The sequence below is a fragment of the Amycolatopsis lexingtonensis genome (assembly GCF_014873755.1).
Lineage (GTDB): Bacteria > Actinomycetota > Actinomycetes > Mycobacteriales > Pseudonocardiaceae > Amycolatopsis > Amycolatopsis lexingtonensis.
In genome coordinates, this window is sequence record NZ_JADBEG010000001.1 from 9,094,155 (window position 1) to 9,118,678 (window position 24,524).

21 protein-coding genes and 1 tRNA gene are annotated in these 24,524 nt (G+C 71.5%); 11 read left to right on the forward strand and 11 right to left on the reverse strand.

Going from position 1 to position 24,524, the window contains the following annotated elements; genetic code table 11:
* Nucleotides 1–232: 232 nt before the first annotated feature.
* Complete coding sequence (locus tag H4696_RS42550) at nucleotides 233–1,150, reverse strand: helix-turn-helix domain-containing protein (RefSeq protein ID WP_169735170.1); 918 nt, start codon at nucleotides 1,148–1,150, stop codon at nucleotides 233–235.
* A gap of 70 nt (nucleotides 1,151–1,220) precedes the next feature.
* On the opposite strand from H4696_RS42550, the gene H4696_RS42555 reads away from it, so the two are divergent.
* On the forward strand, nucleotides 1,221–2,168 hold the full coding sequence (locus H4696_RS42555) for a saccharopine dehydrogenase NADP-binding domain-containing protein (protein ID WP_086864481.1): 948 nt from the start codon (nucleotides 1,221–1,223) through the stop codon (nucleotides 2,166–2,168).
* Here H4696_RS42555 and H4696_RS42560 read toward each other — a convergent pair.
* Nucleotides 2,161–3,081 carry an AraC family transcriptional regulator gene (locus tag H4696_RS42560; protein WP_086864480.1) on the reverse strand — a complete coding sequence of 307 codons (921 nt, stop codon included), beginning with the start codon at nucleotides 3,079–3,081 and terminating at the stop codon, nucleotides 2,161–2,163. The genes H4696_RS42555 and H4696_RS42560 overlap by 8 nt on opposite strands.
* Before the next feature lie 84 nt (nucleotides 3,082–3,165).
* Between H4696_RS42560 and H4696_RS42565 the strand changes: the two genes are divergently transcribed.
* The gene (locus H4696_RS42565; RefSeq protein WP_086864479.1) at nucleotides 3,166–4,014 is read left to right on the forward strand and encodes an NAD(P)H-binding protein; all 849 of its coding nucleotides are present in this window, start codon (nucleotides 3,166–3,168) and stop codon (nucleotides 4,012–4,014) included.
* Between the two features lie 61 nt (nucleotides 4,015–4,075).
* On the opposite strand, the gene H4696_RS42570 is transcribed toward H4696_RS42565, so the two are convergent.
* A tRNA-Leu gene (locus tag H4696_RS42570) sits at nucleotides 4,076–4,149 on the reverse strand.
* Nucleotides 4,150–4,248: 99 nt separating this feature from the next.
* Here H4696_RS42570 and H4696_RS42575 point away from each other — a divergent pair.
* Complete coding sequence (locus H4696_RS42575) at nucleotides 4,249–4,470, forward strand: DUF3618 domain-containing protein (protein WP_086864478.1); 222 nt, start codon at nucleotides 4,249–4,251, stop codon at nucleotides 4,468–4,470.
* 4 nt (nucleotides 4,471–4,474) lie between these two features.
* On the opposite strand, the gene H4696_RS42580 is transcribed toward H4696_RS42575, so the two are convergent.
* Both H4696_RS42580 and H4696_RS42585 read right to left on the reverse strand, forming a co-directional pair.
* Nucleotides 4,475–4,894 (reverse strand): hypothetical protein, encoded by a 420-nt coding sequence (locus H4696_RS42580; protein WP_192783123.1) that lies wholly within the window; start codon nucleotides 4,892–4,894, stop codon nucleotides 4,475–4,477.
* A gap of 205 nt (nucleotides 4,895–5,099) precedes the next feature.
* A complete protein-coding gene (locus tag H4696_RS42585) occupies nucleotides 5,100–5,699 on the reverse strand; it encodes a TetR/AcrR family transcriptional regulator (protein WP_086864476.1) in 600 nt (199 codons plus the stop codon).
* Nucleotides 5,700–5,775: 76 nt separating this feature from the next.
* On the opposite strand from H4696_RS42585, the gene H4696_RS42590 reads away from it, so the two are divergent.
* Nucleotides 5,776–7,233 (forward strand): flavin-containing monooxygenase, encoded by a 1,458-nt coding sequence (locus H4696_RS42590; protein ID WP_086864475.1) that lies wholly within the window; start codon nucleotides 5,776–5,778, stop codon nucleotides 7,231–7,233.
* Nucleotides 7,234–7,310: 77 nt separating this feature from the next.
* Here H4696_RS42590 and H4696_RS42595 read toward each other — a convergent pair whose 3' ends face one another.
* From H4696_RS42595 to H4696_RS42605, 3 genes are all read right to left on the reverse strand, one after another.
* Nucleotides 7,311–7,781, reverse strand: coding sequence for a helix-turn-helix domain-containing protein (locus tag H4696_RS42595; RefSeq protein ID WP_086864474.1), 471 nt, complete (start codon nucleotides 7,779–7,781; stop codon nucleotides 7,311–7,313).
* A 182-nt stretch (nucleotides 7,782–7,963) separates the two neighbouring features.
* Nucleotides 7,964–9,625 (reverse strand): LCP family protein, encoded by a 1,662-nt coding sequence (locus H4696_RS42600; RefSeq protein WP_338078714.1) that lies wholly within the window; start codon nucleotides 9,623–9,625, stop codon nucleotides 7,964–7,966.
* Nucleotides 9,626–9,768: 143 nt separating this feature from the next.
* Nucleotides 9,769–11,919: a phospholipase A2 gene (locus H4696_RS42605; RefSeq protein WP_086865657.1), complete on the reverse strand. Its 2,151-nt coding sequence runs from the start codon at nucleotides 11,917–11,919 to the stop codon at nucleotides 9,769–9,771.
* Nucleotides 11,920–12,303: 384 nt separating this feature from the next.
* Between H4696_RS42605 and H4696_RS42610 the strand changes: the two genes are divergently transcribed.
* Nucleotides 12,304–13,026, forward strand: coding sequence for a hypothetical protein (locus H4696_RS42610; RefSeq protein ID WP_225955964.1), 723 nt, complete (start codon nucleotides 12,304–12,306; stop codon nucleotides 13,024–13,026).
* On the opposite strand, the gene H4696_RS42615 is transcribed toward H4696_RS42610, so the two are convergent.
* The gene (locus H4696_RS42615) at nucleotides 13,004–14,218 is read right to left on the reverse strand and encodes a GGDEF domain-containing protein (protein ID WP_225955965.1); all 1,215 of its coding nucleotides are present in this window, start codon (nucleotides 14,216–14,218) and stop codon (nucleotides 13,004–13,006) included. The two genes, H4696_RS42610 and H4696_RS42615, sit on opposite strands and share 23 nt — an antisense overlap.
* Before the next feature lie 546 nt (nucleotides 14,219–14,764).
* Nucleotides 14,765–15,979, reverse strand: coding sequence for an MFS transporter (locus tag H4696_RS42620; protein WP_276328924.1), 1,215 nt, complete (start codon nucleotides 15,977–15,979; stop codon nucleotides 14,765–14,767).
* 383 nt (nucleotides 15,980–16,362) lie between these two features.
* Between H4696_RS42620 and H4696_RS42625 the strand changes: the two genes are divergently transcribed.
* The gene (locus H4696_RS42625; protein WP_086859067.1) at nucleotides 16,363–17,259 is read left to right on the forward strand and encodes an SDR family NAD(P)-dependent oxidoreductase; all 897 of its coding nucleotides are present in this window, start codon (nucleotides 16,363–16,365) and stop codon (nucleotides 17,257–17,259) included.
* A 91-nt stretch (nucleotides 17,260–17,350) separates the two neighbouring features.
* Here the strand turns inward: H4696_RS42625 and H4696_RS42630 are convergent, their stop codons facing one another.
* Nucleotides 17,351–19,207, reverse strand: a complete 1,857-nt coding sequence (locus H4696_RS42630; protein ID WP_086859066.1) for an AMP-dependent synthetase/ligase — start codon at nucleotides 19,205–19,207, stop codon at nucleotides 17,351–17,353.
* Nucleotides 19,208–19,403: 196 nt separating this feature from the next.
* Here H4696_RS42630 and H4696_RS42635 point away from each other — a divergent pair, with 196 nt between their 5' ends.
* The 5 genes from H4696_RS42635 to H4696_RS42655 all read left to right on the forward strand — a co-directional run bounded on the left by H4696_RS42635 (nucleotide 19,404) and on the right by H4696_RS42655 (nucleotide 24,510).
* A complete protein-coding gene (locus H4696_RS42635) occupies nucleotides 19,404–20,060 on the forward strand; it encodes a transcriptional regulator (protein ID WP_086859065.1) in 657 nt (218 codons plus the stop codon).
* Nucleotides 20,061–20,596: 536 nt separating this feature from the next.
* Nucleotides 20,597–23,146: a sensor histidine kinase gene (locus H4696_RS42640; RefSeq protein WP_169734953.1), complete on the forward strand. Its 2,550-nt coding sequence runs from the start codon at nucleotides 20,597–20,599 to the stop codon at nucleotides 23,144–23,146.
* Complete coding sequence (locus tag H4696_RS42645; protein WP_086859064.1) at nucleotides 23,146–23,559, forward strand: roadblock/LC7 domain-containing protein; 414 nt, start codon at nucleotides 23,146–23,148, stop codon at nucleotides 23,557–23,559. Before H4696_RS42640 ends, H4696_RS42645 begins: the two co-directional genes overlap by 1 nt.
* On the forward strand, nucleotides 23,556–23,927 hold the full coding sequence (locus H4696_RS42650) for a DUF742 domain-containing protein (RefSeq protein WP_004561733.1): 372 nt from the start codon (nucleotides 23,556–23,558) through the stop codon (nucleotides 23,925–23,927). Before H4696_RS42645 ends, H4696_RS42650 begins: the two co-directional genes overlap by 4 nt.
* Entirely contained in the window at nucleotides 23,908–24,510 is a 603-nt protein-coding gene (locus tag H4696_RS42655; protein ID WP_004561734.1) for a GTP-binding protein, read from the forward strand. The genes H4696_RS42650 and H4696_RS42655 overlap by 20 nt, the downstream gene beginning before the upstream one ends.
* Nucleotides 24,511–24,524: the final 14 nt, after the last annotated feature.

A 24,524-nucleotide genomic window follows, 5' to 3' on the forward strand; every position in this document is an offset into this window, starting at 1 on the left:
GTGCGAGGGCGGACGCGAGCCCGACCCGCTGTTCCAGGGCCCGGAGCGGCCCGCGGGCACCCCCGCCCTCCCTGGGGGGCGTGCCCTTGTCCAGCGTATCGGGCCCGGCCGACAAAACCGGTGGATCGGGCCCGCGGCGGCGAGGTTGTCCACATCGGCGGCCGGGTGTGGACAACCCGGGATAAGCGGCGGAATCCCCTGCGCCGGAACGAAAGCGGGCGCGTGGCGAACCCTAACCGCGGAAGGTGCGGCGGTAGGTGTCCGGGGGCACGCCGACCGCGCGGTTGAAGTGGCGGCGCAACGTCGTCGCGGTGCCCATGCCGACCGCTTCGGCGATGGCCTCGACGCCGTTGTCGGTGTTTTCCAGCAGTTCCTGCGCGCGCCGGATCCGCTGGGTGAGCAGCCACTGCAACGGCGTCGTGCCGGTCGCCGCCCGGAAGTGGCGGCCCAGGTGGCGGGAGCTCATGTTCGCCTGGCGGGCCAGGTCTTCGACGGTCAGCGGCCGGTCGAGGCGGGCGGTGATCCACGGGAGCAGCGCGGACAGGGGGTGGTCGTCGCGCGTGGGGACCGGGGCGGCGACGAACTGGGCTTGCCCGCCGGCGCGGTGCGGCGGCACGACCAGGCGCCGCGCGACCGCGTTGGCGACCGACGGGCCGTGGTCGGCGCGCACCAGGTGCAGGCACAGGTCCATCGCCGCGGCCTTGCCCGCGGAGGTGAGCACCCGGCCGTTGTCGACGTAGAGCACGTCCGGGGCTACGGTCACCCGCGGGTAGCGGGCGGCGAGGACGTCGGTGTGCGCCCAGTGCGTGGTCGCGCGCAGCCCGTCCAGCAGGCCGGCGGCGGCCAGCACGAACGCGCCCGTGCAGAGGGACGCCACCCGCGCACCCCGCGCGTGGGCCGCGCGCACCGCGTCGACCAGGTCGGCGGGCGGGGCCGCGTCGACGTCGGCCCACCCCGGCACGAGCACGGTGCCGGCACCCGCCAGCCGGTCCAGGCCGGCGTCGGGCTCCAGCAGGAACCGCCCGACGCGGACAGGTTCGCTGCCGCAGACGGCGAAGTCGTAGTGGGGGTTCTCGCCGAACACCTCGGTGGCGATGGTCAGCTCGAACGACAGCATCCCGTCGGTGGCGGCCAGCGCGACAGCGTGCATGTCCGAAAGTGTACGCATCACGTCGTTCCGGACACTGTCGCCGACCGAGCAGCGTCGCGAGGATTGCCGCATGACTTCGGTACTGGTTTACGGCGCTTACGGACTCACCGGCCGCTTCGTGGTGGCCGAGCTGCGCGAGCGTGGCTTCACCCCGGTCCTTTCCGGCCGCGACGCGGCGAAGCTGCCGGGCGGGCGGCCGGCCTCGGTCGACGACCCGGCGGCCCTCGACCGCGCGCTCGACGGCGTGGCGGCCGTGATCAACGCCGCGGGCCCGTTCGCCGCGACGGCCCTCCCGGTGGCCTCGACGGCGATCCGCGCCGGCATTCCGTACGTGGACGTCGCCGCGGAGATCGAAGCCAACCTCGACACCTTCGCGCTGACGGCGGACACCGCGGTGGTGCCCGCCATGGCGTTCTTCGGCGGCCTCGGCGACCTGCTGGCCACGGCGGCGATGGGCGACTGGACGTCGGCCGACGAGGTGCACGTGGCCTACGGGCTGAGCGGCTGGCACCCGACGCCCGGGACCCTTGCGGCCGGCCAGGTCTCCCGCGAACGCCGCGGCGGCAAGCGCGTCCGGTTCGCGGGCGGCCGGCTGGAACACCGCGACGACGCCCTGCCGTCGCTGGAGTGGGCCTTCCCCGAGCCGCTCGGCACCCGGCCGGTGCTCGGCGAGTTCTCGATGGCCGACATCGTGACGATCCCGCGGCACCTGGAGGTTCCTTCGGTGACGTCGTACATGACGGTCGACGCGGCCCAGGGCCTGGCCACGGCGGCGGAGCGCGACGCGGCGGAGACGTTCGTGGTGGACGTGCGGGTGCGGCGTGGCGGCGAGGAGCGCCGGGCGGTGGCCCGCGGCGAGGACATCTACGCGGTCAGCGCGCCGCTGGCGGTGGAGGCCGTCGAGCGGATTCTGACGGGACGGGCGCGCATGAAGGGCGTGGCGTCGGCGGGGGAGATCTTCGACGCGGTGGACTTCCTGCGGGCGCTGGCACCACGCATCGCGGTCGACTTCAGCTGAGCGAGCGGTAGCCGCCGGGGGTGGTCGCGTACTCGCGCCGGAAGGCTTTGGCGAAGGCGAACGCCGACCCGTAGCCGACGGCCGAAGCCACCTGCGCCAGCGGGCGGTCGGACTCGCGGAGCAGGCGCGCGGCCGTCGTCATGCGCCAGCGGGTGAGGTAGGTCAGTGGTGGTTCGCCGACCAGCATCGTGAACCGGCGCGCGAACGCGGCGCGGGACAGCCCGGCCTCGGCGCCGAGCCGCTCGACGGTCCACGCCCGCGCCGGGTCGCCGTGGATGGCGGCCAGCGCCCGCGCGGTCACCGGGTCGGCGAGCGCGCCCGACCAGCCGGGCGCGCCGTCCGTCTCGCTCAGCCAGGCGCGGAGCATGTAGACGAGCAGGGCGTCGACCAGCGAGGGCGCGACGACGGCGGCGCCGGGCGGGTGCGCGGCGAGTTCGTCGCGCAGGAGCCCGACCATCGCGCGCAGCCCGGGGTGGCGGCCCGGCACGGCGGGGAGGTGCACCACCTCGGGCAGGTCCCGCAGGAGCGGGTGCGGCCGGTGGCGCCGCAGCCGGTACGCGCCGCAGACGATCGTCGCGCGGGCGCCGGGACCCGGGAGCGAGACGCGACCGAAGGGCGTGGCCGGGGACGGGCGAGCGGGCCGGAAGTCGACGAGCGCCACGCCGGGCGTGGACGTCATCGCGTGCGGGACGCCGCGGCCGAGCAGGACGACGTCACCCGCGCCGAGCTCGACCGGCTCGAAGCCGGGGCCGCCGGGCAGCGGGGTCAACCAGGCCGTGCCGTCGAGGACGACGTGGAACGCGGCTCCGGTGGTGTGGTCGAAGCGCAGGCCCCACGGCGCGTGCGCCTCGGTGTGCGCCGCGACCGGCGTGCCGGCGCGCAGGGCGGTCAGTACGTCCGCGAGCACGTCCATTGGCCCACGATAGCGAGACGCTCGGACAACGGAACGCGCTTCTCAGCCATTCTGCGTCTCGTTCTCCGTCCTTAGCGTGGTGGCATGACAGTTTGGGTTGAAGGAGCGACGGGCAAGGCGGGCCGGCGCGTGGTGGCCGCGTTGACGGCGGCGGGGGTCCCGGTCCGGGCGGCGAGCCGCCACCCCGGCGAAGCACGCGGTTCGGTGACGCCGGTGCGGTTCGACTGGTACGACGAGACGACATGGGCCCCGGCGCTCGGCGACGCCGACGCGGTGTTCCTCAAGGGGCTGGACAGCGACGACAACGCCGCCGAGCTGGTCTCGCGGCTCCTAGACACGTCCCCGGCCCGGCGGGTGGTGCTGATGTCGGCAGCGGGGGTCGACCGGACCCCGGACCACGCCCCGCGGCGGGCGGTCGAGCTGGCGGTCCAGCACTCGGGCAAGCGCTGGACGGTGCTGCGGCCGAACTGGTTCCTGCAGAACTTCGACGAGGACGAGTGGGTGTTCGCGAAGGCGCTTCGCGAGACCGGCGAGCTGTACGCGGGCAGTGGCGACAGCGTGGTCGGGTTCGCCGACACGCGCGATCTCGCCGACGCCGCGGTCGCGGTGCTGGCGCAGGAGGGGCACGACGGCCGGGGCTACCCGATCACCGGAGCGGCGGCGCTGACGTTCGGGGAGGTGGCACGGGTGCTGACCGAGGCGGCGGGGCGGCCGATCCGGCACCGGGACGTGACACCGGAGGAGCATCGGGCGCACTTCGCGAAGTCCGGGCGGCCGGAGGCGTGGGGCGACCACATGCTGCACCTGTTCGCGCTGGTGCGGGCGGGGGTGTTCGCTTCGGTGACCGACGACTTCCGGCAGCTGACGGGGAAGGCGCCCCGCACGCTGGCCGCGTACGCCGAGGAGAAGTGGCGCCCGACGTCGCGGACGTGATCACGGACGAGCGAGTCCGGCGAAGGCGCGAAGCGCCGAGCAGGACTCGCTCACGAGCGAGTGGGCCCGGAGAGACTCGAACTCTCACTGGCATGGACCTAAACCATGTGCCTCTGCCAATTGGGCTACGGGCCCCCAGCATCGGGAAGCGTAGCGTGCGGCGTGGCCCGTGCGGAGGCGGTGGGGCGGTCGACTAAGTTGGGGGCCGGCAGACCCACCCGGCGAGGAGGACACGTGGCTCGCGACCCCGAGACGATCGAGCGTGAGATCGAGCAGGCCAGGACCGCTCTGGCGGCGACGCTCGACCAGCTCACCGTCAAGGCCGACCCCAAGAAGCTCGCCGACGCGGCCAAGGACGGCGTGCGCGCCAAGCTGGACAACCCCAAGGTGAAGTACCCGCTGATCGGTGGCGGGATCCTCGTACTCGTCCTGCTGGTGCGCAAGCTCCTCAAGTAGCGCTTCAGGCCTGCTTGGCCGGCGCCTTGCTCTCCGCGGCGGGCGCCGGCTCGGCGGCGGGGGCCTTGCGGTCCTCGACGGCCTTCGGGAGCTGCTTGCTCGGCGGCAGCTGCGGCTTCTTGTCCGCAGCCTCCGTGGTCTGCTGCTTCGGCACGCTGCCGGGCGGCGGGACCTCGAGCGGCGGGAGCTTCGGGAGCGTCAGCCGCGCGGTCATGTAGGCGCTCGTGAAGTCCAGCGCACTGCCGTTGAGCAGGTGCACCACCGTCGCCTTGCCGTCGCTGAGCTCTTCGACCAGCTGGTCCGCCCGGTCGCGCGCGGCGATGATGCCCGGTGCCCTGGCGGTCAGCTCCTTGCCGTGGCCGCTGACCGTGATCGCCCAGTCGGCGTCCTCTTGGACGTACGTCGCCGTGATCGCTTCCACCATCTGCCTCACGCCCCTCTCCTCCACCACCATGCTTTACACAACCGTGACGCGGCTACCGCAATTCCATGACGCGGTACTCGCGCCCCCTCTCGGCTGCGAAAAGTCCAGCACACTTTCTACCGTGTCTTCGATACCGTAGAGCAACTCTGTGTCACAGGACACGACAGCAGTGAGTAACGACCGAATGGCCTAATGCACTTGCAGGCTACCGTGCACGGTGCCGCAGGCCGCTCCACAGCACGTCCATCGCGTATTCGGTGGCCGTCGCGGGGTCCACTTCGTCGTGCTTCTCGCACCAGATCGCGAGGCGTTCGCAGGCGCCGACCACGAATTCCGCGGCCGCTTCGGCCCGCAGGTCGTCGCCGCTGTCGAAGTAGCCGCTCATCAGGGCGGCGATCAGGTCGGTCTGCTGGCGGCGGGTCTCCTCGACCTCGTCGGCGGCCGGCGTGCCGATCAGGGCCATCTCGTGGCGCAGCAGCGACCACGCCTGGCGCCGCTCCCGGATGAAGACGAAGAACGCGAGCAGGCCGCGGCGCAGCGCGTCCTCGGCCGTCGTCGCGCCGACCGTCGCCTGCTCGGTGACCTCGCGCAGCACCGCCCGGGACTCCCGGATGCACGCCAGCAGCAGGCCTTCCTTCGAGTTGAAGTACTCGTAGAGCATCGGCTTCGAGACGCCGACCAGTTCCGCGATCTCGTCCATCGACGCCGCCGCGTAGCCGCGCGCCGCGAAGACCTCTTCGGCGACCTCGATCATCTGTCGTTCGCGCTCGGCCCGGGGCATGCGCTTGCGCTTCGCGGTCGTCATGAGCAACACTCTACCGGCAGTAACCTACTCTGAGTAAGATGGACGACGGGTAACAGGAAAACCGGGAGGGCACGCCATGGGCAACCGCACGGAGACCGGGGTCGTCATCGTCGGGACCGGCTTCTCCGGTCTCGGCATGGCGATCCAGCTGCGCAAGGAGGGGCGTGACGACTTCGTCATCCTCGAAAAGGCGCAGGACGTCGGCGGCACCTGGCGCGACAACAGCTACCCCGGGTGCGCCTGCGACATCCCGTCGCACATGTACTCGTTCTCCTTCGAGCAGAACCCGGACTGGTCGCGGGCCTACTCGCCGCAGCCGGAGATCTGGCGCTACATGCGCGAGGTCGCCGACAAGCACGACCTGCGCCGGTTCATCCGGTTCGGCCAGGAGATGACCGGCGCCCGCTGGGACGCCGAAGGGAACCGCTGGCACGTCGCCACGAGGGGCGGCGACGAGTTCGTGGGGAACGCGCTGGTCGCCGGGGTCGGCGCGCTGCACCTGCCGATGATCCCGGAGCTGCCGGGCATCGAGAAGTTCGAGGGCCCGGCCTACCACTCCGCGCAGTGGCGCCACGACGTCGAGCTCGCGGGCAAGAAGGTCGCCGTGATCGGCACCGGCGCCAGCGCGGTCCAGTTCGTGCCGAAGATCGCGCCCGAGGTCGAGGAGCTGACGCTGTTCCAGCGGACGCCGCCGTGGATCATGCCCAAGGCCGACCACGAGATGTCCGGGCGCACCCGCGCGCTGTTCAAGGTGTTCCCGCCGGCCCAGCGCGCCTACCGGAACCTGCTGTACTGGCTGCTCGAAGCGCGGGCGATCGGCTTCAACGGCCAGTCGTGGATGATGAAGCTGGGGCAGCGGCTGGCCAAGCGCAACATCGACCGTGCGATCAGCGACCCGGCCTTACGGCGTAAGGTCACGCCGGACTACACCATGGGCTGCAAGCGCGTGCTCATCTCCAACGACTACTACCCGGCGCTGGCCCGGGACAACGTCGACGTCGTGACCGACGGCGTGCGGGAGGTCCGCGAACACAGCGTCGTCGACGCGGCCGGGGTCGAGCACGAAGCCGACGTCATCATCTATGGCACCGGCTTCCACGTCACCGACGCCTTCGACGACCTGGAGATCGTCGGCCGAGACGGGCGGAACCTGGGCAAGGAGTGGGCGACCGAGGGGATGCGGACGCACCTCGGGATCACCGTCGCCGGCTTCCCGAACCTGTTCTTCCTGCTCGGCCCGAACACCGGCCTCGGGCACAACTCGGTCGTGTTCATGATCGAAGCCCAGATCTCCTACGTCGCCGAGGCGCTGCGGCTGGCCCGTGGGAAGGCCATCGAGCCCAAGCCCGAGGTGCAGGAGCGGTTCAACACCGCGATCCAGCGCAAGCTGGCGAAGGGCATCTGGACGCGCGGCGGCTGCAAGAGCTGGTACCTGGACGCCAAGGGCGTCAACCGGACCATCTGGCCCGGCTTCACCTGGCGCTACTGGCTCGACACGCGGAAGGTGCGGCGCGAGGACTTCCTGGTCGGCTGACCCCGAAGGTCCGTGAAGGCCTCCTTACCGGCGTTTATGACCGGTAAGGAGGCCTTCACGGCTTTCGGGGAACGGGACTAGCGGGAGACGTAGCGGCGGAGGCGGGCGATCAGCTCGACGGTCGGCAGCTCGCAGAGCTCGGCCATGCGCTCCAGCGCGGGGAGGTCGAGCGCGACCTCGGCGCCGCCGTGGTCGCCGGCCTGCCGCAGCCGGTCCTCCGCCCAGCGGCGCAGCGGGAGCAGCTCGGCGGACTCGTCGGCGACGACCTTGCGCAGGTCGACGCGGACCCGGCCGGGCTCGTCGACGAACACCCGGCGGTGCACCTTGGCCAGCAGGTCCTGGGGCAGCTCGTCCATCGCGACGCACAGCTCGACCAGGCGCACGACGGAGCACTGTCTCGTGCCCAGTTCGTAGGTGGCCAACGTCTGCAGCGAAATCTCGCTCTGCAGGTGCTGGTTGAGCTCCTTGCGCGTCCAGCCGCGGCTGCGCCGGAGCTTGCGGAGCTCGTCCCCGAGGATCCGCTGGTACTCCTCGCCGTCGATCAGCACATCAATTTCCCCTGCCGTGCGCTCCCACGGCACCCGTACGGTTGTGACAACTTTCCCGTGCAGGTGCACCCTCACGTGTATGTAAGTGCGCGGGAGCTCGGCCCTTACGCGAATTCGGGCATGTCTTTGATACCGATTGCGCGAGTTAGGCCGAACGGGTTAACGGGGTCCCGGCGAGCGGGTCAGTTGACGCAGGGAACGCCCTCGGCCGTGATCGGCTTCTCTTCGTCGGCCGGCGGCGCCGCTGCCTGCGACGATGGCGCGCTCGACGCGCCCGCACCGGCGCCCGAATTCGCCTCGGAGGTCGTGCCTTCGAAGTCGGCGCCGAGGAAGACCATCACGTGCCCGGCCTGGACGCTCTTGTCCTCTTGGATCGTCGGCGAGCCGCCGAGCGCGTCCGCGACGGCCTGGCCCTTGTCCTTGCCGCCCTTCGGCACCCAGATGACCGTCGTCTTGCGCGAGGTCGCGTTCGCCGTGTCGCCGGAGGTGAAGCCCTTGCCTTCGAGGGTCTTGGCGACGCTCGCGGCCAGGCCGGTCTTGCCGGAGGCGTTGCGGACGTCGACCGTGGTCGCCTTGTTCGCGGGGTCGGCCTGCTGCGCCGGCGGCGCGGTCTGGCCCGGCGGCGGCCCGGCGAGACCCTGCACGAACTGCTTGACCTCGGTGGGGTCGACCTGGATGGCGACGCCGTCCTCGGGGGTCCGGTACTCGACGTTCTTCACCGGGATGGTGCGGAACTCGAGCTGGCCGCCGGTCAGGCCCTTCATCTGCTGGGCGAACCCGAAGATGTCCCAGTTCTGGTTGAGCACGACCGACTTCTTGATGGCGTCGATCAGGTCGGAAAGCTTGGACGGGTTGGTCAGCGTGCCCGCCGAGAGCACCTTGCGGGCCATGCCTGCCATGAACACCTGCTGGCGGACGACCCGGTCGAGGTCGCCGTTGGGCAGGCCGTGGCGCTGGCGGACGAACTCGAGCGCCTCGACGCCGGAGATCGTGTGCTGGCCCTTGGTGAAGTTCGCGCCGGAGTACTGGTCCTTGACGTTGTTGTTCAGGCAGACGTCGACGCCGCCGATGGCCTTGGTGATGTCGCTGAAGCCGAGCAGGTTGACCGCGGCGTAGTTGTCGATGGTCGACCCGGTGAGCTTCTCGACGGTCTGGATCAGCTCCTTCGCCCCGGCCTGGTTCGACTTGACGTCGAGTTCCTTCGGGTCGGTGATGCCCTGCTTCTGCAGGTCCTTGCGGGCCGAGAGCATCGCGCGGGCGTACGCCGAGTTGATCTTGTGCTTGCCGTAGCCGCCGGGGATGTCGACGTAGGTGTCGCGGGGCAGTGAGATCGCGACGGCCTTGCTGCCGTCGTTCGGGATGTGCACGAAGATGAGCGAGTCGGTGTTGAGCTCGCCGTCGGACTCGCCGGCGCGCAGCTCGTCGAGCACCTCGCGCGAGAGCGGGTTGCCCTGGGCGTCGGTGCGGCTGTCGAGGCCGACCAGCAGGATGTCGCGGGCGCCGTCGGCGGGCTTGTCGCCACCGCCGTCGTCGCTGATCACGTTCGCGTAGTTCAGCCCGTTGACCAGGCCCTGCATGGCCGCCCACGCGTACCCGGTCAGGCCCATCACCAGCAGCGACACGACGGCCAGCGCGATCTTCGCGCCGCGGAACGAGTTGCGGCGGCCCCGCGCGACGGGGCGCGGCTGGGGACGGCGAGGAGGCGGCGCGGCGCGGCGGGCGTCCACCGGTTCGCGGCGGGGCGCCGGGCGGCGGGACGGGGGTGGGGTGCGCCGGCCCGGCTCGTCCTGCCAGGGCCGGGCGGGGCGGCGGTCGCCTTGCCCGTTCCGAGGCGGGTGATCCACGGGGGCGACTCCTCACTGCTTCGATCGGTGGTCCTGGGGTTGGGACGCATGGTGCCTTCCCCTGGTTGCCGTAGCGTTACACATCCCCCCACGAATGTGTCATGCACCACCCAGTTTCCCGCAGGTTCGACGCTTTCGCCTGGTCAGGACGCCGCGCCCGCCGGACGTCTGGCGGGCAGCAGCGTGCCGGCCGCGGCGAGCAGGGCGAAGGCCGCGGTCACCGCGTGCAGCGTGACGCCGAGGAAGCCGGGCGTGCTGCCGTCGGCGGCGAACAGCAGGGAGGGCGCGCAGGCGAGCGCCGTGGCCAGCCAGGTGCCGGTCGCCGCGCCCGCCCCGATCCGGATCGTGTGCAGCAGGAAGACCCCGAGCAGCAGGTGCACCAGGCTCTGGATCGGGTCGAGCCGCAGGCCGAGCAGGTCGGCGTCGGCGGCCACCCCGCCGAACCGGGTCAGCGCGAAGCCGAACACGCCGAGCGTCGCGTAGCCGATGCCGAGCGCGGCCGCGGCCCGGGTGAGCACCGCCGTCCGGCGGCCCGGGAGCTCGGCGGCGCGCGGCGCCCGCACGTGATGGGAGTGCCGCTCGAACCACCAGAACACCACGGTCGCGGGCACCGCGAGCAGCCCGACCGCGACCAGCGTCCGCGGCCGGATCAGCCAGCTCAGCCCGTCGGCGATCCGCCCCGGCAGGTAGACGACGGCGACGAGCAGCAGCATCGCGGCGAGGAACGCCAGGTAGAGGCTCATCGGCGCGCGCAGGACGAACCGGCAGGCGGTGGCGACTCCGGGCCGCCGGCCGAGCCGGGCCAGCGGGACGGCGAGGAGCCCGAGCAGGCCCAGCTGGACCAGGCCGAGCAGCAGCACGCCCCACGGCGGCGCCGACAACGCCGCCGGGGCGCCCGGGCTGCCGAGCAGGACAGGCGGCCCGTCCCGCAGGACGCTCGCCACGGCGAGGCCCGCGACGCCGGTCGCGGTGGCCAGTGCGAGCAGCCGCCGCGACGGGCGTACGCCGTCCGCGTGCGCGAAGGCGAGCTGCTGGGCGAGCAGGGCGAGGGCGAACGTCGCCGCGTACCGGGGCAGGGGCGAACCCGTGGCGTCCGCGAGCACCTCGCCGCCGACGACCAGCGCGAGCAGGCCGGCGGCCGCGGTCACCGGCGCCCGGCGGTGCAGCGCCAGCAGCGCGGGCGCGCAGACGATCGTCAGCAGGTAGACCCCGAGCAGCCAGAGCGGGTGCAGCGCGATCCGCATGACCGTGGCCGTGGTCCCGGCCGGGATGCCGAGCAGTTCGAGCGCAAGCGGCGTCAGCAGCGCGACGACGGCGAAGATCAGCGCCGGGCGCAGCAGCGGGCTGGCGCGTTCGGCCAGGAAGTGGCGGTAGCCGCCGCCCCGCTCTTGTTCGGCGCGCCAGCCGGCGGCGTTGGCGTGGCCGCCGGCGAAGAAGATCACCGGGGCGAGCTGGGTGAGCCAGGTGAGCGGCCACCACGCCGTCTCGGCCGCGCCGGCCCAGTGCGCCAGCGCCGTCACGGACTCGCCGAGGAGCAGCAGGACGACGCCGGCGGCGCCGAGCAGCGCCCACCGGCTGACGTCGGCGGGGGTGGCGGGAGCCGGCCGCCGTGGTTCGCGGCGGGTCCGCAGCCAGCCGCGCAGCCGGAAGACCAGCAGGCAGGCGATCACGAGCACCCCGGCGACCATCGGCCCGATCGGGTCCCCGACCGGCGGGCCCCAGCGCTGGTGCCACGAGTTGACGACCAGGCCGGCCGAGTAGAGCGACGCGACTACCCGGCAGGTGAGCGCCGAGTTCATCGGGTTGAGGTCGCAGGCGTGGTGCATGTCGTAGGAGAGCCGGTCGTCCAGCGCCGCCCGGGCCTCCGGGCCGAGCGGGTGGCCCTTGCGGTCGGCGTACCGCAGCAGGTCGTAGCCGAGGTCGTGCGCCTTGCACGGCACGGCGTAGTCCCACTTGGTGTTGTCGTCGCCCCACGGCGTCGAGCACCCGCCGTCGGTGTGGACGGCGCGGACGGTGCCGTCGCGGGCGGTCATCGCGCCCGGGGTGACGCCGCTGAGCGCGGTGAAGTCCTTCGGCAGTTTCGCGAGGGCGTCGGGGTGTGGACCGGGGTGCACGAGCGCGTCGACGGCGTTCTGCGCGGCGAGCACGTCCCCGGTCGGCGGCCCCTGGTCGGGCGGCGACGGCGGGCGCGACGCGATCAACCCGAACGCGAAGACGACCAGCAGCACCAGCAGCAGCCACCCGGACGTCGACCAGGGTCGGCGGAGGCGAGGCGGCTCGGGCTCGGCTGGCATGGGGTCCAGGGTGCCAGCCCGGGCGCGGACCCGGCATGGGGACAACCCCAGTGTCGCGGCGCGGGTTTCCCCTAAGCTGCCCGATCGGCCGCCCGATCTTCCCTTCCCGGCCCGCCCCCGCATCGGTGACGCTGTCCTCCGGGGGCGCGGTGACCAGGAGGGCGTGCGGTGACCTCGACCGATCCCGGAGTGCCGGTGGAGAACACGGTGCGCGCGTTGCGCCGGCTGGCTCCCGGCGCGGTGGTGCGTGAACCCCGAAGCCCTGATTTGCGCGCGCTCGCGCGGGCGTTGCGGTCGCGGTCGCCGGCCGAGTTGGCGCGGACCTGCCCGGGGGCGGTTGCTCGGGTGGTGCTGGCGGAGCAGGTTAGGACGCTCGGGCGGGCGATGACGGGGTGGTACGGGCCGGACGGCCGGTGCCCGGAGGCGGCGAGGCTGGTGCGGGCGGCGCGGTTCAGCCGGGGCCGGGGGCGGCCGTTGCTGGATCGGCTGCGGTGCGAGCCGGGGTTGCGGGCGGCGGCGCTGGGGTGGGCTGGGGTGAGTGGGTGCCGGCTGCTGGTGGATGAGCTGCTGGGGATGCCGGTGGTGCCCGGGGTGGAGGACGGGCGGCGGGCGGCGGAGCTGGTGGTGGCCGCGGTGGTGCCGCGGTTGGCGATGGTGGACTTGGGGCTGGGGCGGGGTGGTTTGGATCCCGGCGCCGGGACTGGGCGTGGGCCGAGTGCGCCAAAACCGGGCAGGGCCGCCGGGGCGCTACTTCAAGTCCGCTCCCTCCACCTCGGCGACCTAGGCTTCCGCGTCGACATCGAGGCTGACCCGCCCGTCGACCTCGCCCTCGACGACGATGGCCTGACCCTGCGCGCCCTCTGGTGGAACGGGCTCGGCCGGGTCGTCGACGACCTCGGTCACGAGTACCTCCTCCTCGCCAAGGACGCCGCCGGGACCGGGATCGTCCGGCACTGGTGCCATCCGCGGCCCGCGCCGGGGGCCCGCGTGCTGCGGCTCGAGTCCGCCGGTTACCGCGGGGAGCTGTTGCGGCTCGCGCCCACCGCGGCCCGGGCCTGCGCGGATGTGCTCGTCAAGCTCGAGCTCACGGTGCGGCTGGGGGCATGAGCGTGTCCGGGGCGAAGCAGACCTGGTCGCGGCCGTTCTCCTTGGCCAGGTAGACCGCCGCGTCCGCCGCCTGGAGGAGGCGGTCCAGGGTGTCGCCGTGGCGGGGGTGGCGGGCTACGCCGATCGAGGTCGTGCGGTCCGCGATCGTCGCCGGGTCGCCGCGTTTGTCCGTGGTCACGATGTGCAACTTCGCAATCGCGACGCGTATCCGTTCGGCCGCGTCCCAGGTGGCCTCTTCGTCGATGTCCGGGAGCAGAATGAGGAATTCCTCACCGCCGAAACGGCCGACCAAGTCGCTCGGTCTCGTCACTTCGTCGAGCGTTTGCGCAACGGTGCGGAGCACGTCGTCACCCGCCGGATGTCCATAGGTGTCGTTAATCCACTTGAAGTGGTCGAGATCGACCATCAGGAGTGCCAGCTGATCACTCGATCGAGCGGTCCGTTCCAGCGCTCGCTCCGCCGACTCCGACCAGCCGCGCATGTTGAGAATGCCCGTTTTCGGGTCCGTCCGGACGTCGTTCTGCAGCTGGTCCAGTTCCGCGAGGCGATTGAAGACCACGGTGGCGACCGCCATCACCACGACCATCGGCGGGACGACGGCGAGCAGAATCGCGGTCACCGCGCCGAGGCCGACGGTGATCGCTTCGAGCATGTTGTCGGCCGGGCTGCCCAGGACGTTACGCAGCGTCGGTTCGGAGGACATGCCGAGCGCGAGTGCCCCGCCGACGTAGGCGATCTGGATGGCCTCGTAGATGGCGGCGGTGAGCACGATAGCGCCGAACTCGGCGAGGAAGTCGCCCCAGCCGGTGCCCAGGAAATGCGGGCCCATCGCGGTGTAGGTGACGTGCGCGAGCACCGCCGCGAGACCGTGCGTGATCGACGAGAAAATGAAGTTGTGGGCCGGGCGGCGGGCGATGAACCAATGCTGGAGCCGGACGACGAAGATGACCAGCAGGGTCAGGGGAACCGGCAGGATCATCGCCGCGGAAAACGTCCACACGGCGGTGAGGTCGATCAGCACCGTCTTTTTGCGGTTCCGGCGTCTTTCCTCCTGGCGCTGGGTCAGCTGAATGTGCACCGTCGCGCCCGCGGCGAGGATTCCGAAGTTCAGCCAATCGCGGGAAACAAGCGCCTGAGAATAGACGAGTGAAATCGCGAGAACGGCGACGGCCAATCCCTCGCTGCCCAGCATGAACGCGATGACGCGGGGCCGGCGGCGCCAGAGCGCCCAGTTCCGCGGCGAGTACGGGTGGTCACGCCAGACCGTCCCGGGTGGACCACTGGGCGTGGTCACCTGGTCCGGCTGTTCCTGCGGCGACGGCGGCCGCGGCCGGTCCTGGGCCGCCGGTTCGCCGCCGCCCTGCGCGGCGTCGTCTGGTCCGGGATGCAATTGGTCACCTCCTTTCCAGCCTACTTCGGGTGTTGAGTAATCTCATCGGTACCTGCCAGAGTGTTCACACATTCCGTTGGCGGGTACCATCCCACTGCAACGGAACTGCCGAGTCCTCGGTGGAACTGCCGGGAACGCGGACCAAAAGCATCTTCAGGCTCCCCACACGGAGGTGGCACCGTTGACCAACCGCGATCTCTGATGCGCCGTCGAATTGTCCTCCCCGATTACCCAGAGAGGTGGCAACCGTGCGCAACCGCGACCTGTGACCGGCTGAATACCATTCATGATCTTGACCGCACGGAGAGGTGGCTTCCGATGGCCAACCGTGACCTCTGATCCCCCGGCTCATGGCAGCCGAGGTTCCGGCTCGCCGCCGCCCACCCGGCGCCAGGCGAACCCCACCGGGACGGCCAGCAGCAGTCCCACCGCACCGGCGAGCGCGATCGTCGCGTTCGCGGAACCGAGGCCCTGGGCGACCAGCCCGCCGATGCCGACGCCCACGCCCTGCGCGACCCGCAGCCCGGTCCGGTACAACCCGCCGGCGCTGCCCCGGATGTCGTTGGGAACCCACGTGATGAACGTGGCGGACACCGTGATGACGTACGCGCCGGTCGCACCGGCCAGCGCGAGCAGGACCAGCGCGAGCACCAGGTTCGGGTGCAGCGCGAACGCCGCCAGCGCGGCCAGCGGCAACGCGGCCAGCACACCCAGCAGCTTGCGGCGGTGCTCCGTGGAGACGAACCGCGACAGCAGGAACGTCCCGAGCACGAAACCCAGCGGATCGGCGGCCAGCAGCCAGCCGACGGCCTGGTCACCCGCGCCCAGTTGCGCGGCGAGCGGCGCGGCGAGGCCCTCCGGGATCACCGCCAGGCCGACGAGCCAGGACAGGTAGAGCAGCACCCGCAGCCGTTCGTCGCCGAAAACCTGCCTCACGGCGCCGAACCAGGGTGAATTCCCATTCCCCGCGGCCGGGCGCCGCAGCACCAGCACCCGCACGGCGACGGCGGCGACCAGGAACGTCAGCGCGTCGATCGCCAGCGCCCACGACGTCCCGATGCCGGTGACCAGCAGCCCGCCCGCGGCGAGGCCGGCCAGCATGGCCGTGTTGTTCGTGATCCCGCGCAGGTCCTGGCTCTGCAGGTAGACGTCGTCGTCGGTGAAGATCTCCCGGCCGAGCGCGTTCTGCGCCGCGTTGCACGGCGCGTTCGCCAGCCGGGCGAAGACGAACAGCACGAACAGCCAGCCCATCGGCATCCCGGGCACGGCCATCAGCCCGATCAGCACGGCCTGCGCGAGCGAGCCGGTCACCAGCACCGCGCGGCGCGGGAACCGGTCGGCGAGCTGGGAGAGGCCGAGCCCGCCGGCGAGCGCGGGCAGGAACGTCAGCGAGTAGACGACGGCCGACAGCAGCGGCGAGCCGGTCCGGTCGAAGATCAGGATGGCGAGGGCGACGATGGTCAGCTGGTCGCCGAGCATCGACTGGGTTTCGGCGAACCACAGCGCGCGGAACTCGCGGTTGGCCAGGACGGCCCGCAACCGCGGTGTCGCGCGCGTCGTCACCTCGTAACCACCGTCCCCCGATCGAGTGAATATGGATCGTCCGCATTGTGCCTCGCCAGTGACGACCCCGTCCGGGGGTGTCACCGCTGACCTCCCGGAAGCACTAACAGTATGGCGCCGACTACGCGCCGATGTCCTCGGAACGCGCGTCACTCACCCCGTCGAGGGGCCGCCGGGTCACGCACCGCAGAGGCGGCAGACGGTGACTGTGACCGGCCCGCGGGTACCTCCGGACTGATCGAACCGGTTTCGCTCGGCGCAGGGCGGCCGCCGCTCGTCGTCGGGGCGCTGCCCCGCTGGGCCGGATGGGCCAAGACTGGACTCAGAGCCGGCCGGGGTGGACGGGACGCGCGCCGCCGGCGCGGCAGAGCGGGGAGTGGACGATGGACGGGTTGATGCAGGGCAAGGCGGTCGTGGTGACCGGCGCCGGCCGGGGTCTCGGCGAGGCGTTCGCGGTGCACGTCGCCCGTGCGGGCGGCGCGGTGGTCGTCAACGACGTCGACGCCGAACTGGCCGAGCGGACCGCGGAGAACATCCGCGCGCACGGCGGCCGGGCCGTCGCCAGCGGCCACAGCGTCGCCGACGCCGGGCAGGCGCAGGAGATCGTGGATCTGTGCGTCAAGGAGTTCGGCGGGATCGACGGGCTGGTCAACAACGCCGGGCTGAACTACGAGGCGCTGCCCTGGGAGGACGACGCCGAGCAGGCCCGCGAGCTCGTCGCCGTCAACGTCATGGGCGTGGTGAACACCGGGCTGGCCGCGATCAAGGCGATGGTCGACGCGGGCACCGGCGGCTCGATCGTCAACATCTCGTCGGGCGCCTCGCTCGGCCAGCGCAAGCTCGGCGTGTACGCGGCGAGCAAGGGCGCGGTCGCGTCGCTGACCTACTCGTGGGCGCTCGACCTCGAAGATCAGGGCATCCGCGTCAACGCCGTCTGCCCGCTCGCGCACACGCGGATGGTGTGGAAGTCCGAGCGCTCGCTGCGCGCCTGCCCGCCGGACCGCACACCGGCCCGGATCGCCCCGGTCGTGCTGTTCCTGCTCGGCGAGGGCTCGCACGGGATCACCGGCCAGATGATCCGGTGCAACGGCCCGCAGCTGCACGTCATGGGCCAGCCGTTCCTCAAGCAGCCGATCCTGGAGCGACCGGTGTGGGACACCGAGACCGTGCAGAAGGCGTTCGACGAGGTGTTCTCCGCCCACTTGGAGAACTACGGCCTGGAGAAGCGGGTGCCGCCGCGGCTCCGCAAGTGGACCGACACTTCGCCCCGAACCGCCTGACCACTTTGCTTCGCAAAGCAGAGCTTTCCCTAGGAAAGATGCGTCCGAGGGGCACTCAGACGCATCTTTCTCAGCGAAAGTGGCGGGTTGGTCAGGCGCCGGCGGCGGGTTCAGGGTCGCGGGTTGCCGCGTACAGGGCCTCGATGTTCGTCGAGTAGCGGTCGTTGATGACCCGGCGCTTGAGCTTGAGCGTCGGGGTCAGCTCGCCGGACTCGGGGGTCCACGCCTTCGGGAGCACGTGGTAGCGCTTGATCTGCTCGATCCGGGCCAGCCGGCTGTTCGCCGACTCGACCGCGCGCTCCAGTTCCGCGCGGACGGCCGGGTGCGAAGCCAGCTCCTCCGGGGTGGCCTCGACGCCGTTCGCCGCGGCCCAGCCGGGGGCGATCTCGTCGTCGAGGACGATCAGGGCCGTCACGTACGGGCGGTCGTCGCCGATCGCGACCGCCTGGCCGATCAGGGGGTGCTCCTTGAGGAGGCCCTCGATCCTCGTCGGCGCGATGTTCTTGCCACTCGAGGTGATGATCAGTTCCTTCTTGCGGTCGGTGATCGTCACGAAGCCGTCTTCGTCGATCGTGCCGATGTCGCCGGTCGCGTACCAGCCGTCGGCGTCGGTCGCGTCCTGGATCGTCCCGTCCTCCTGCAGGTAGCCGAGGAAGACGATCGGGCCGCGGACCAGCAGCTCGCCGTCTTCGGCGACCTTCACCTCGACGCCTTCGAGCGGCTTGCCGACCGACCCCGCCCGGAAGGCCGTCGCCGAGTTCGACGTCGCCGCGCCGGTGGTTTCCGACAGGCCCCAGACCTCGCAGATCTCGACGCCGAGGCCGGCCAGGAAGTAGATGATCTCCACCGGGAGGGCGGCCGCGCCGCTGGAGGCGACCAGCAGCTTGTCGAGGCCGAGCAGGCCGCGCACCGGCGCCAGCGCGGCTTCGTCGGTCTGCCGGATCTTCTCGGCGAGCTCGGGCGGCACCTCCTGGCCGGCACTGCGCAGCTTGTAGCCCTGCTGCAGCAGCTCGTTCGCCTGCAGCAACGCCGTGCGCCGGTCTTCGGGGACGCTGCCGAGCATGTTCTTGAGCCCGGCGACCATCTTTTCCCACACGCGCGGGACGCCGAAGAAGCTCTGCGGGTGCACCTGGCCGAGCGCGCCGGCGACCGCGGTCGGGTCGGCGAGGGTGTGCACGTGGCCGGCCCACACGATCGGCAGGTAGACCGACAGCTCGCGCTCGGCGATGTGCGCGAGCGGCAGGTACGCGATGTTGGTCGCGTGCATCGGCGGGTGGTGCAGCTCGGTGACCGCGTACGCCTGGTGGATCGCGTTGCGGTGCGACAGCACGACGCCCTTCGGGTCGCCGGTGGTGCCCGAGGTGTAGATCATCGACAGCGGGTCGTCCGGCTTGATGCCCTGCCACGACCGCTCGAACGCCTCCGGGTCGGCGGCAAGCGCTTCCCGGCCCCACGTCCGGACGTCGGCGAGCGAGACGAACCGGCCGTCGTTTTCGGGGATCGCGGCTTCGTCCATCACGACGACGCGGCGCAGCGCCGGCAGGTCGTCGAGCACCGGGCGCCAGCGCGCCAGCTCGTCCTCACCGCCGAGCACGACGACCGGCGCCGCGCTGTGCCGCGCGACGAACCGGATCTGCTCCGGGCTGAGCGTGGCGTAGGCGGTGCACGGGATCGCGGACAGGTGCGTCGCGGCGAGGTCGGCGATGATGTGGTCGGGACAGCCGGGCGCCATGATCAGCATGCGGTCGCCCGCGTCGAGGCCGAGGCCCGCCAGCCCGCGGGAGACCTCCGCGATCGCCGTGCGGAACTCCAGCCAGCTCAGCGTCGGCCGGCCTTCGATGTCGAGCGAGGTGATCGCCGGCAGGTCCGGGTATTCGGCCGCGTTGCGGTGCAACAACCGCGGGATCGTCTGGCCTTCGGTCTGCTCGGCGACGGACGGGGTGGTCAACGCTGGCCTCCTCGGAGCTCCGGATGGCCACACTGTAGGGGCTCCCGGCCGAGGTGGATAGAGAATCGCGGCCACGACAACCGTCCCCATCGAAACGGACATCCCGGTCAGGCGCCCACAACCGTCCACTGTGTACACGGGCGGGCGCGCGCGATCCGCGCTTCAATGGGAGGACCACGGACTCCAGGGGGAAGCGATGACGCGGTCCGCTCGTGAACTGCTCGACAGGATCCAGGCCGAACTCGCGCCGCGCGACGCCGACAACCGGCTCGTCCCGCTGATCGCCTCGGGCCGCGCGCCGCGCGCGGTGTTCGCCGCGCTCGCCGCCGAAGAAAAGTTGATCACGCTCAGCGACTGGCGGAGCTTCCACGCGCTCGCCGCCCGCGCCGACGAGCCGAATGCGCGCGCCTTCTTCGGCGGCCTCGCGCCGGGGGAGCAGCAGGCGAACGGGATGCTGGACGCGTTGCTCACGGCGACTGGTCCGGACCACGGGAAGGAATTCCCGCGCGCGGGCTGCCAGGCGTACCCGGCGTACGTCGCGTGGCTCGCGCTGAACGGCGAATCGGCGGCCGCCGTGGCGGGGATCTTCGCGAACTTCGCCGCCTTCGGCCGGTACTGCCGGGACGTCGCCACCGCGATGCGCGCGCACTACGGCTTCACCGACACCGAGTGCGCGTTCTTCGACTTTTTCGCCGCGGACGTTCCGGAAATCGAAGAACAAGCGCTCGCGGCGATCCAGGCCGGCCTCGACGCGCACCGGCTCGACAAGGCCGAGGCCCGGCGCTACGCGCGGCTGTTCCAGAGTTACGAACTGCTCTTCTGGAACACCCTCGCCGACGAGTTCCCGGGCTGACCGCTCGCGGAACCGGTACCGGCGCCACGGGGTGTGTTCGCGCGAGCGCGAATGCGGAATGGCGGAAATTCCGGCGCGCCACCCGGGGAATCCGTGGCAGTCTTCGCGAACGCCGCGCATTTCCGCTTTGCGGAAGCCGTCTCGGCCGGACGACGTGGTGGCGGGCGGCCCGCACCGCGGCTCCGTGACCTTTCTCACCGAACCATCCGTCGGTTTCGTACGTAGCGGCCCCGCCGGCGGTCGGCGCGCGAACCGCAACCGGTACCAGCGTGCATCCCTGCCGTGGAACGGAAGTCGACCTGGGACGAACGTCACGACTTTAGGTGGTGGACTTTCCAAGCGCAGGCAACAAGTGTGGAGGGGTCACCGTTCCAAGATCACGTTCTCGCCACGGACTTGACGCGCCCTGAGCGGCTGCATACCGTCGTCGCGGGCGAAGCAGACCACGGTGATGTTGATCCGGCTGGTCGGAATCCGGGTGTTGACCGCCTCGGGCGACCCGAAACCATGTACTGCCGGAAGGAAAACGGACCCAGGTGAAGCAGATTTCTCTTCGACGCAACCGGGGATCCTCGATTCGGAAGCGCGTCCTCACGATCGCGCTCATCCCCAGTGTGGCCTTGCTGCTGGTCGGGGTGGCCCTCGCCGGCTACCTCATCTACGACGCGGTCACCGCACGCGACTACACCACGCGGATCCGGAATTCGGAAGCCCCGGCGATCCCGTTCTTCGCCGCGCTCCAGCAGGAGCGCCAGGCGACGCTGAGCCTCCTCGCCGGACAGGGCAACCAGCGGGCCGTGCTCGCGGCCGTCCGCCCGAAGGTCGACGCGACCGCCGCGAAGGAGATCGAGAACCTCCGGGACAACTTCGCGGACTACAACGACACGCCGCCGAGCGTCCAGAAGAACATCGCCACGTTCTTCGGCGTCTTCCAGCAGCTGCCGCAGACGCGCCAGGCGGTCGACAGCGGCCAGATCCAGATCAGCCAGGCCTTCGCCTTCTACAACAAGATGCTCGACCAGTTCACCGACGGCGTGGCCGGGCTGGCGCAGAACGCCCGTGGCGCGCAGAACGCGTTCGACCGGCTGACCGCCATCCCGCTGTTCACCGCGGCCGACGCGATGCAGCGCAGTGACGCGCTCGCGGCCGCCGGGCTCGCCGCGGGCGGGCTGACGAACGACGACTTCCGCGCCTACGTCGGCCAGGTCGGTGCCTACCACGCCCAGCTCGACGCCTCGGCGCCGAAGATGATCCCCGAGGTCAAGGCCAAGTACGACCAGCTGCTGGCCAGCCAGCCGTGGCAGACGGTGACCCAGGTCGAAACCGCTTTCCTGCGCGGTGACCTGACGAAGCTGCCGGTGGCGCAGGACCAGTGGCGCACCGCCGCCCGCCAGGTCGGCGACGCGCTGATGGGCATCTTCGTCGCGCAGAGCTCGAACGCGAGCCAGGCCGCCATCGAGGACGCCGATTCGACGTTCACCGAGTCGCTGATCGCCGGCGTGATCGCCGTCCTGTTCGCGGTCTTCGTGGTGTTCGTCGCCGTCCGGCTGTCCAACCGGCTCATCGGCCGGCTGCACCGGCTGCGCGAGGACACCCTCGACGCGGCCGAGGTCCGGTTGCCCGAGCTGGTCGCCCGGGTCCAGGCCGGCGAGCCGGTCGACCTCGAAGAGGGCGGTCACTTCCTCGACCACGGCACCGACGAGATCGGCCAGGTCGCCGACGCGTTCAACAAGGCGCAGCAGACCGCCATCGCGGCCGCCATCGACGAGGCGAAGATCAAGGAGGGCACCAAGACGGTGTTCCTCAACATCGCCCACCGCAGCCAGGTCATCGTGCACCGCCAGCTCAAGGTGCTCGACCAGGCCGAGCGCAAGCAGGAGGACCCGGAGCAGCTGGACACCCTGTTCCAGCTCGACCACCTCTCCACCCGCGCCCGCCGCAACGCCGAAAACCTGATCATCCTCGGCGGCGGGCAGCCGGGCCGGCAGTGGCGCAACCCGGTCGGGCTGGCCGAGCTGGTCCGCGGCGCGTCCGCCGAGACCGAGGACTTCGCCAGGGTCAAGACGGCGGCGCTGCCGCAGATCGCCATCCGCGGCCCCGTCGTCGGCGACCTCGTGCACCTGCTCGCCGAGCTGATCGACAACGCGACGTCGTTCTCGCCGCCGCAGTCGCGAGTCGAGATCCGCGGCAACGTGGTCGGCAAGGGTGTCGTGATCGAGGTCGAAGACCAGGGCCTCGGGCTCGAGCCGGACCAGACCGAAGAGATCAACGGCATGCTGGCCGACCCGCCGGACTTCGGGATCATGGCGCTTTCGGACGAGCCGCGCCTGGGCCTGTTCGTGGTCGCGCGGCTGGCCGCCCGCCACGGCATCCAGGTGCACCTGCGCGAGTCCGCGTACGGCGGCACCCGGGCCATCGTCCTCGTGCGCACCGACCTGCTGGCCCCGCTCGCCGAGTCCGAGCCGGAGCAGCCGATCACCCCGCCGAAGCCGGAGCTCGTCCCGAACCCGGTCGAGCCGGAGCAGGGCAACGACGAGGTCGCGCCGCTCAAGCGGCCGCAGCGCCGCCCGGCCCGGCACCGCACCGAGCCGCCCGCCGCGGCCCCGGTGACGCCGCCGGCCCAGCCCGTCGTGGTGCCGCCGGCCGCCCCGGCCCAGCCGCCGTCCGTGCCGACGCCGGTCCCGGTCGGGTCCGTCTCGGAGCCGGTGAGCCAGCCGACCCAGGCGCAGCCGGTGGTCCCGGTCCGCCCGCCGTCCCCGCCGAACCGGACCTCGCGCCCGGCCCGCCCGGCCGCGCAGCAGCCGGCATGGCCGCCGCAGGAGCCGCGGGCCGCGGTGCCCGAAGGACGGCCGCAGCAGCCGCGCCGCCCGGAGGCGCCCGGCCGCCCGCCGCTGCCCCAACGGCGACGCCAGCAGAACCTCGTGCCGCAGTTGCGGGAAGATAAGCCCGCACAGGAACGCGAAGAGGTGCGGCTGGACTCCCCGGAGGCCGCCCGCAGCAGGCTCTCCGCTTTCCAGCAGGGCACCCGGCGGGCCCGTGACGAAGAGTTTCCCGAGAACGACGACAGGTACGGAGAGCGCGAGTAATGGTCAACTCAGGCGCCCACGAGCTCGACTGGCTGCTGGACGACCTCGTCAAACGGGTCGCCGGGGCGGACCGGGCGGTGGTCCTGTCCTCGGACGGCCTGCTGATCGGCCGATCGGGAAACCTCTCCGAGGAGGACGCCGAACACCTGTCCGCCGTCGCTTCGGCCTTCCAGAGCCTCGCGCGCGGGACCGGGCGGCACTTCGGCGGTGGCAACGTCCGCCAGACGATGGTCGAGATGGACCACGCGTTCCTGTTCGTGACGGCGGCCGGGCGGGGCGCCTGCCTGGCCCTGCTCGCCCGCGAGGACGCGGACATGGGCCTCGTCGCGTACGAGATGAACTTGATGGTGAAGCGGGTCGGGCAGGTACTCACCTCGGCCCCGCGGGCCGGCGTCCAGCCCACGTCGCCGTGAGCGCGCGGCACGAGGCCTGGTTCGACGACGAGGCCGGACCCCTGGTCCGGTCCTACGCGGTCACGGGCGGCCGCACCCGGTCGGACACGCTCGGGCTCGACCTCATCACGCTCGTCGTCGCCCTGCGCACCGCGCACGAAGCGGGCATGCTCGAACCGGAGTACGCGCGCATCATCGCCTTGTGCCAGCGGCCGGTCTCGGTGGCCGAGGTGGCCGCCCGGGTCGACCTCCCGCTGCCCGTGGTGAAGGTGATGCTGAGCGACCTCATCGAGCAGAACCTGGTGCTGTTCCGTACCGCGGCACCGGTCCAGGAAACCCCCAACCGACACGTATTGCAGGCGGTCCTTGATGGCATCCGGAAACTCTGACCCCCGGCGGAACCTGACCGCGACCGCGGTCAAGGTACTCATCGCCGGCGGGTTCGGGGTCGGCAAGACCACGATGGTCGGTTCGGTGAGCGAAGTGCCGCCGCTGCGGACCGAAGAGGTCATCACGACCGCGTCCGAGGGGGTCGACGACCTGTCGGGCGTCGAGCAGAAGACCACGACCACGGTCGCGCTCGACTTCGGCCGCATCACGATCAACCCGGACCTCATCCTGTACCTGTTCGGCACGCCGGGCCAGGACCGCTTCTGGTTCATGTGGGACGAACTGGCCGAAGGGGCGCTCGGCGCCGTCGTGCTGGCCGACACCCGGCGCCTCGACAGCTGCTTCGCGGCGGTGGACTTCTTCGAGCGCCGCAACCTGCCGTTCGTCGTCGGCGTGAACTGCTTCGACGGCGCGTACCGCTACGGGACCGAGGAGGTCCGGCAGGCGCTCGACGTCGGCATGGACGTCCCGCTGCTGCTGTGCGACGCCCGTGAGCGCGAGTCGACGAAGCAGGTGCTGACCAGCCTGATGGAACACGTGATGGCGCGGTCCGATCTCGCAGCCGCCCAGGGTGGCTACTGAACCGGACCGCGCCT

What these genes read in the sequence shown, in the direction of transcription:
- H4696_RS42610 (WP_225955964.1), top strand. Translation starts at nt 12,304, where the DNA reads ATGACGGGGTGGTACGGGCCGGACGGCCGGTGCCCGGAGGCGGCGAGG.
- H4696_RS42625 (WP_086859067.1), top strand. Translation starts at nt 16,363, where the DNA reads ATGGACGGGTTGATGCAGGGCAAGGCGGTCGTGGTGACCGGCGCCGGC.
- H4696_RS42550 (WP_169735170.1), bottom strand. Translation starts at nt 1,150, where the DNA reads ATGCACGCTGTCGCGCTGGCCGCCACCGACGGGATGCTGTCGTTCGAG.
- H4696_RS42635 (WP_086859065.1), top strand. Translation starts at nt 19,404, where the DNA reads ATGACGCGGTCCGCTCGTGAACTGCTCGACAGGATCCAGGCCGAACTC.
- H4696_RS42655 (WP_004561734.1), top strand. Translation starts at nt 23,908, where the DNA reads ATGGCATCCGGAAACTCTGACCCCCGGCGGAACCTGACCGCGACCGCG.
- H4696_RS42585 (WP_086864476.1), bottom strand. Translation starts at nt 5,699, where the DNA reads ATGACGACCGCGAAGCGCAAGCGCATGCCCCGGGCCGAGCGCGAACGA.
- H4696_RS42645 (WP_086859064.1), top strand. Translation starts at nt 23,146, where the DNA reads ATGGTCAACTCAGGCGCCCACGAGCTCGACTGGCTGCTGGACGACCTC.
- H4696_RS42580 (WP_192783123.1), bottom strand. Translation starts at nt 4,894, where the DNA reads ATGGTGGAAGCGATCACGGCGACGTACGTCCAAGAGGACGCCGACTGG.
- H4696_RS42565 (WP_086864479.1), top strand. Translation starts at nt 3,166, where the DNA reads ATGACAGTTTGGGTTGAAGGAGCGACGGGCAAGGCGGGCCGGCGCGTG.
- H4696_RS42590 (WP_086864475.1), top strand. Translation starts at nt 5,776, where the DNA reads ATGGGCAACCGCACGGAGACCGGGGTCGTCATCGTCGGGACCGGCTTC.
- H4696_RS42605 (WP_086865657.1), bottom strand. Translation starts at nt 11,919, where the DNA reads ATGCCAGCCGAGCCCGAGCCGCCTCGCCTCCGCCGACCCTGGTCGACG.
- H4696_RS42615 (WP_225955965.1), bottom strand. Translation starts at nt 14,218, where the DNA reads ATGCTGGGCAGCGAGGGATTGGCCGTCGCCGTTCTCGCGATTTCACTC.
- H4696_RS42555 (WP_086864481.1), top strand. Translation starts at nt 1,221, where the DNA reads ATGACTTCGGTACTGGTTTACGGCGCTTACGGACTCACCGGCCGCTTC.
- H4696_RS42560 (WP_086864480.1), bottom strand. Translation starts at nt 3,081, where the DNA reads ATGGACGTGCTCGCGGACGTACTGACCGCCCTGCGCGCCGGCACGCCG.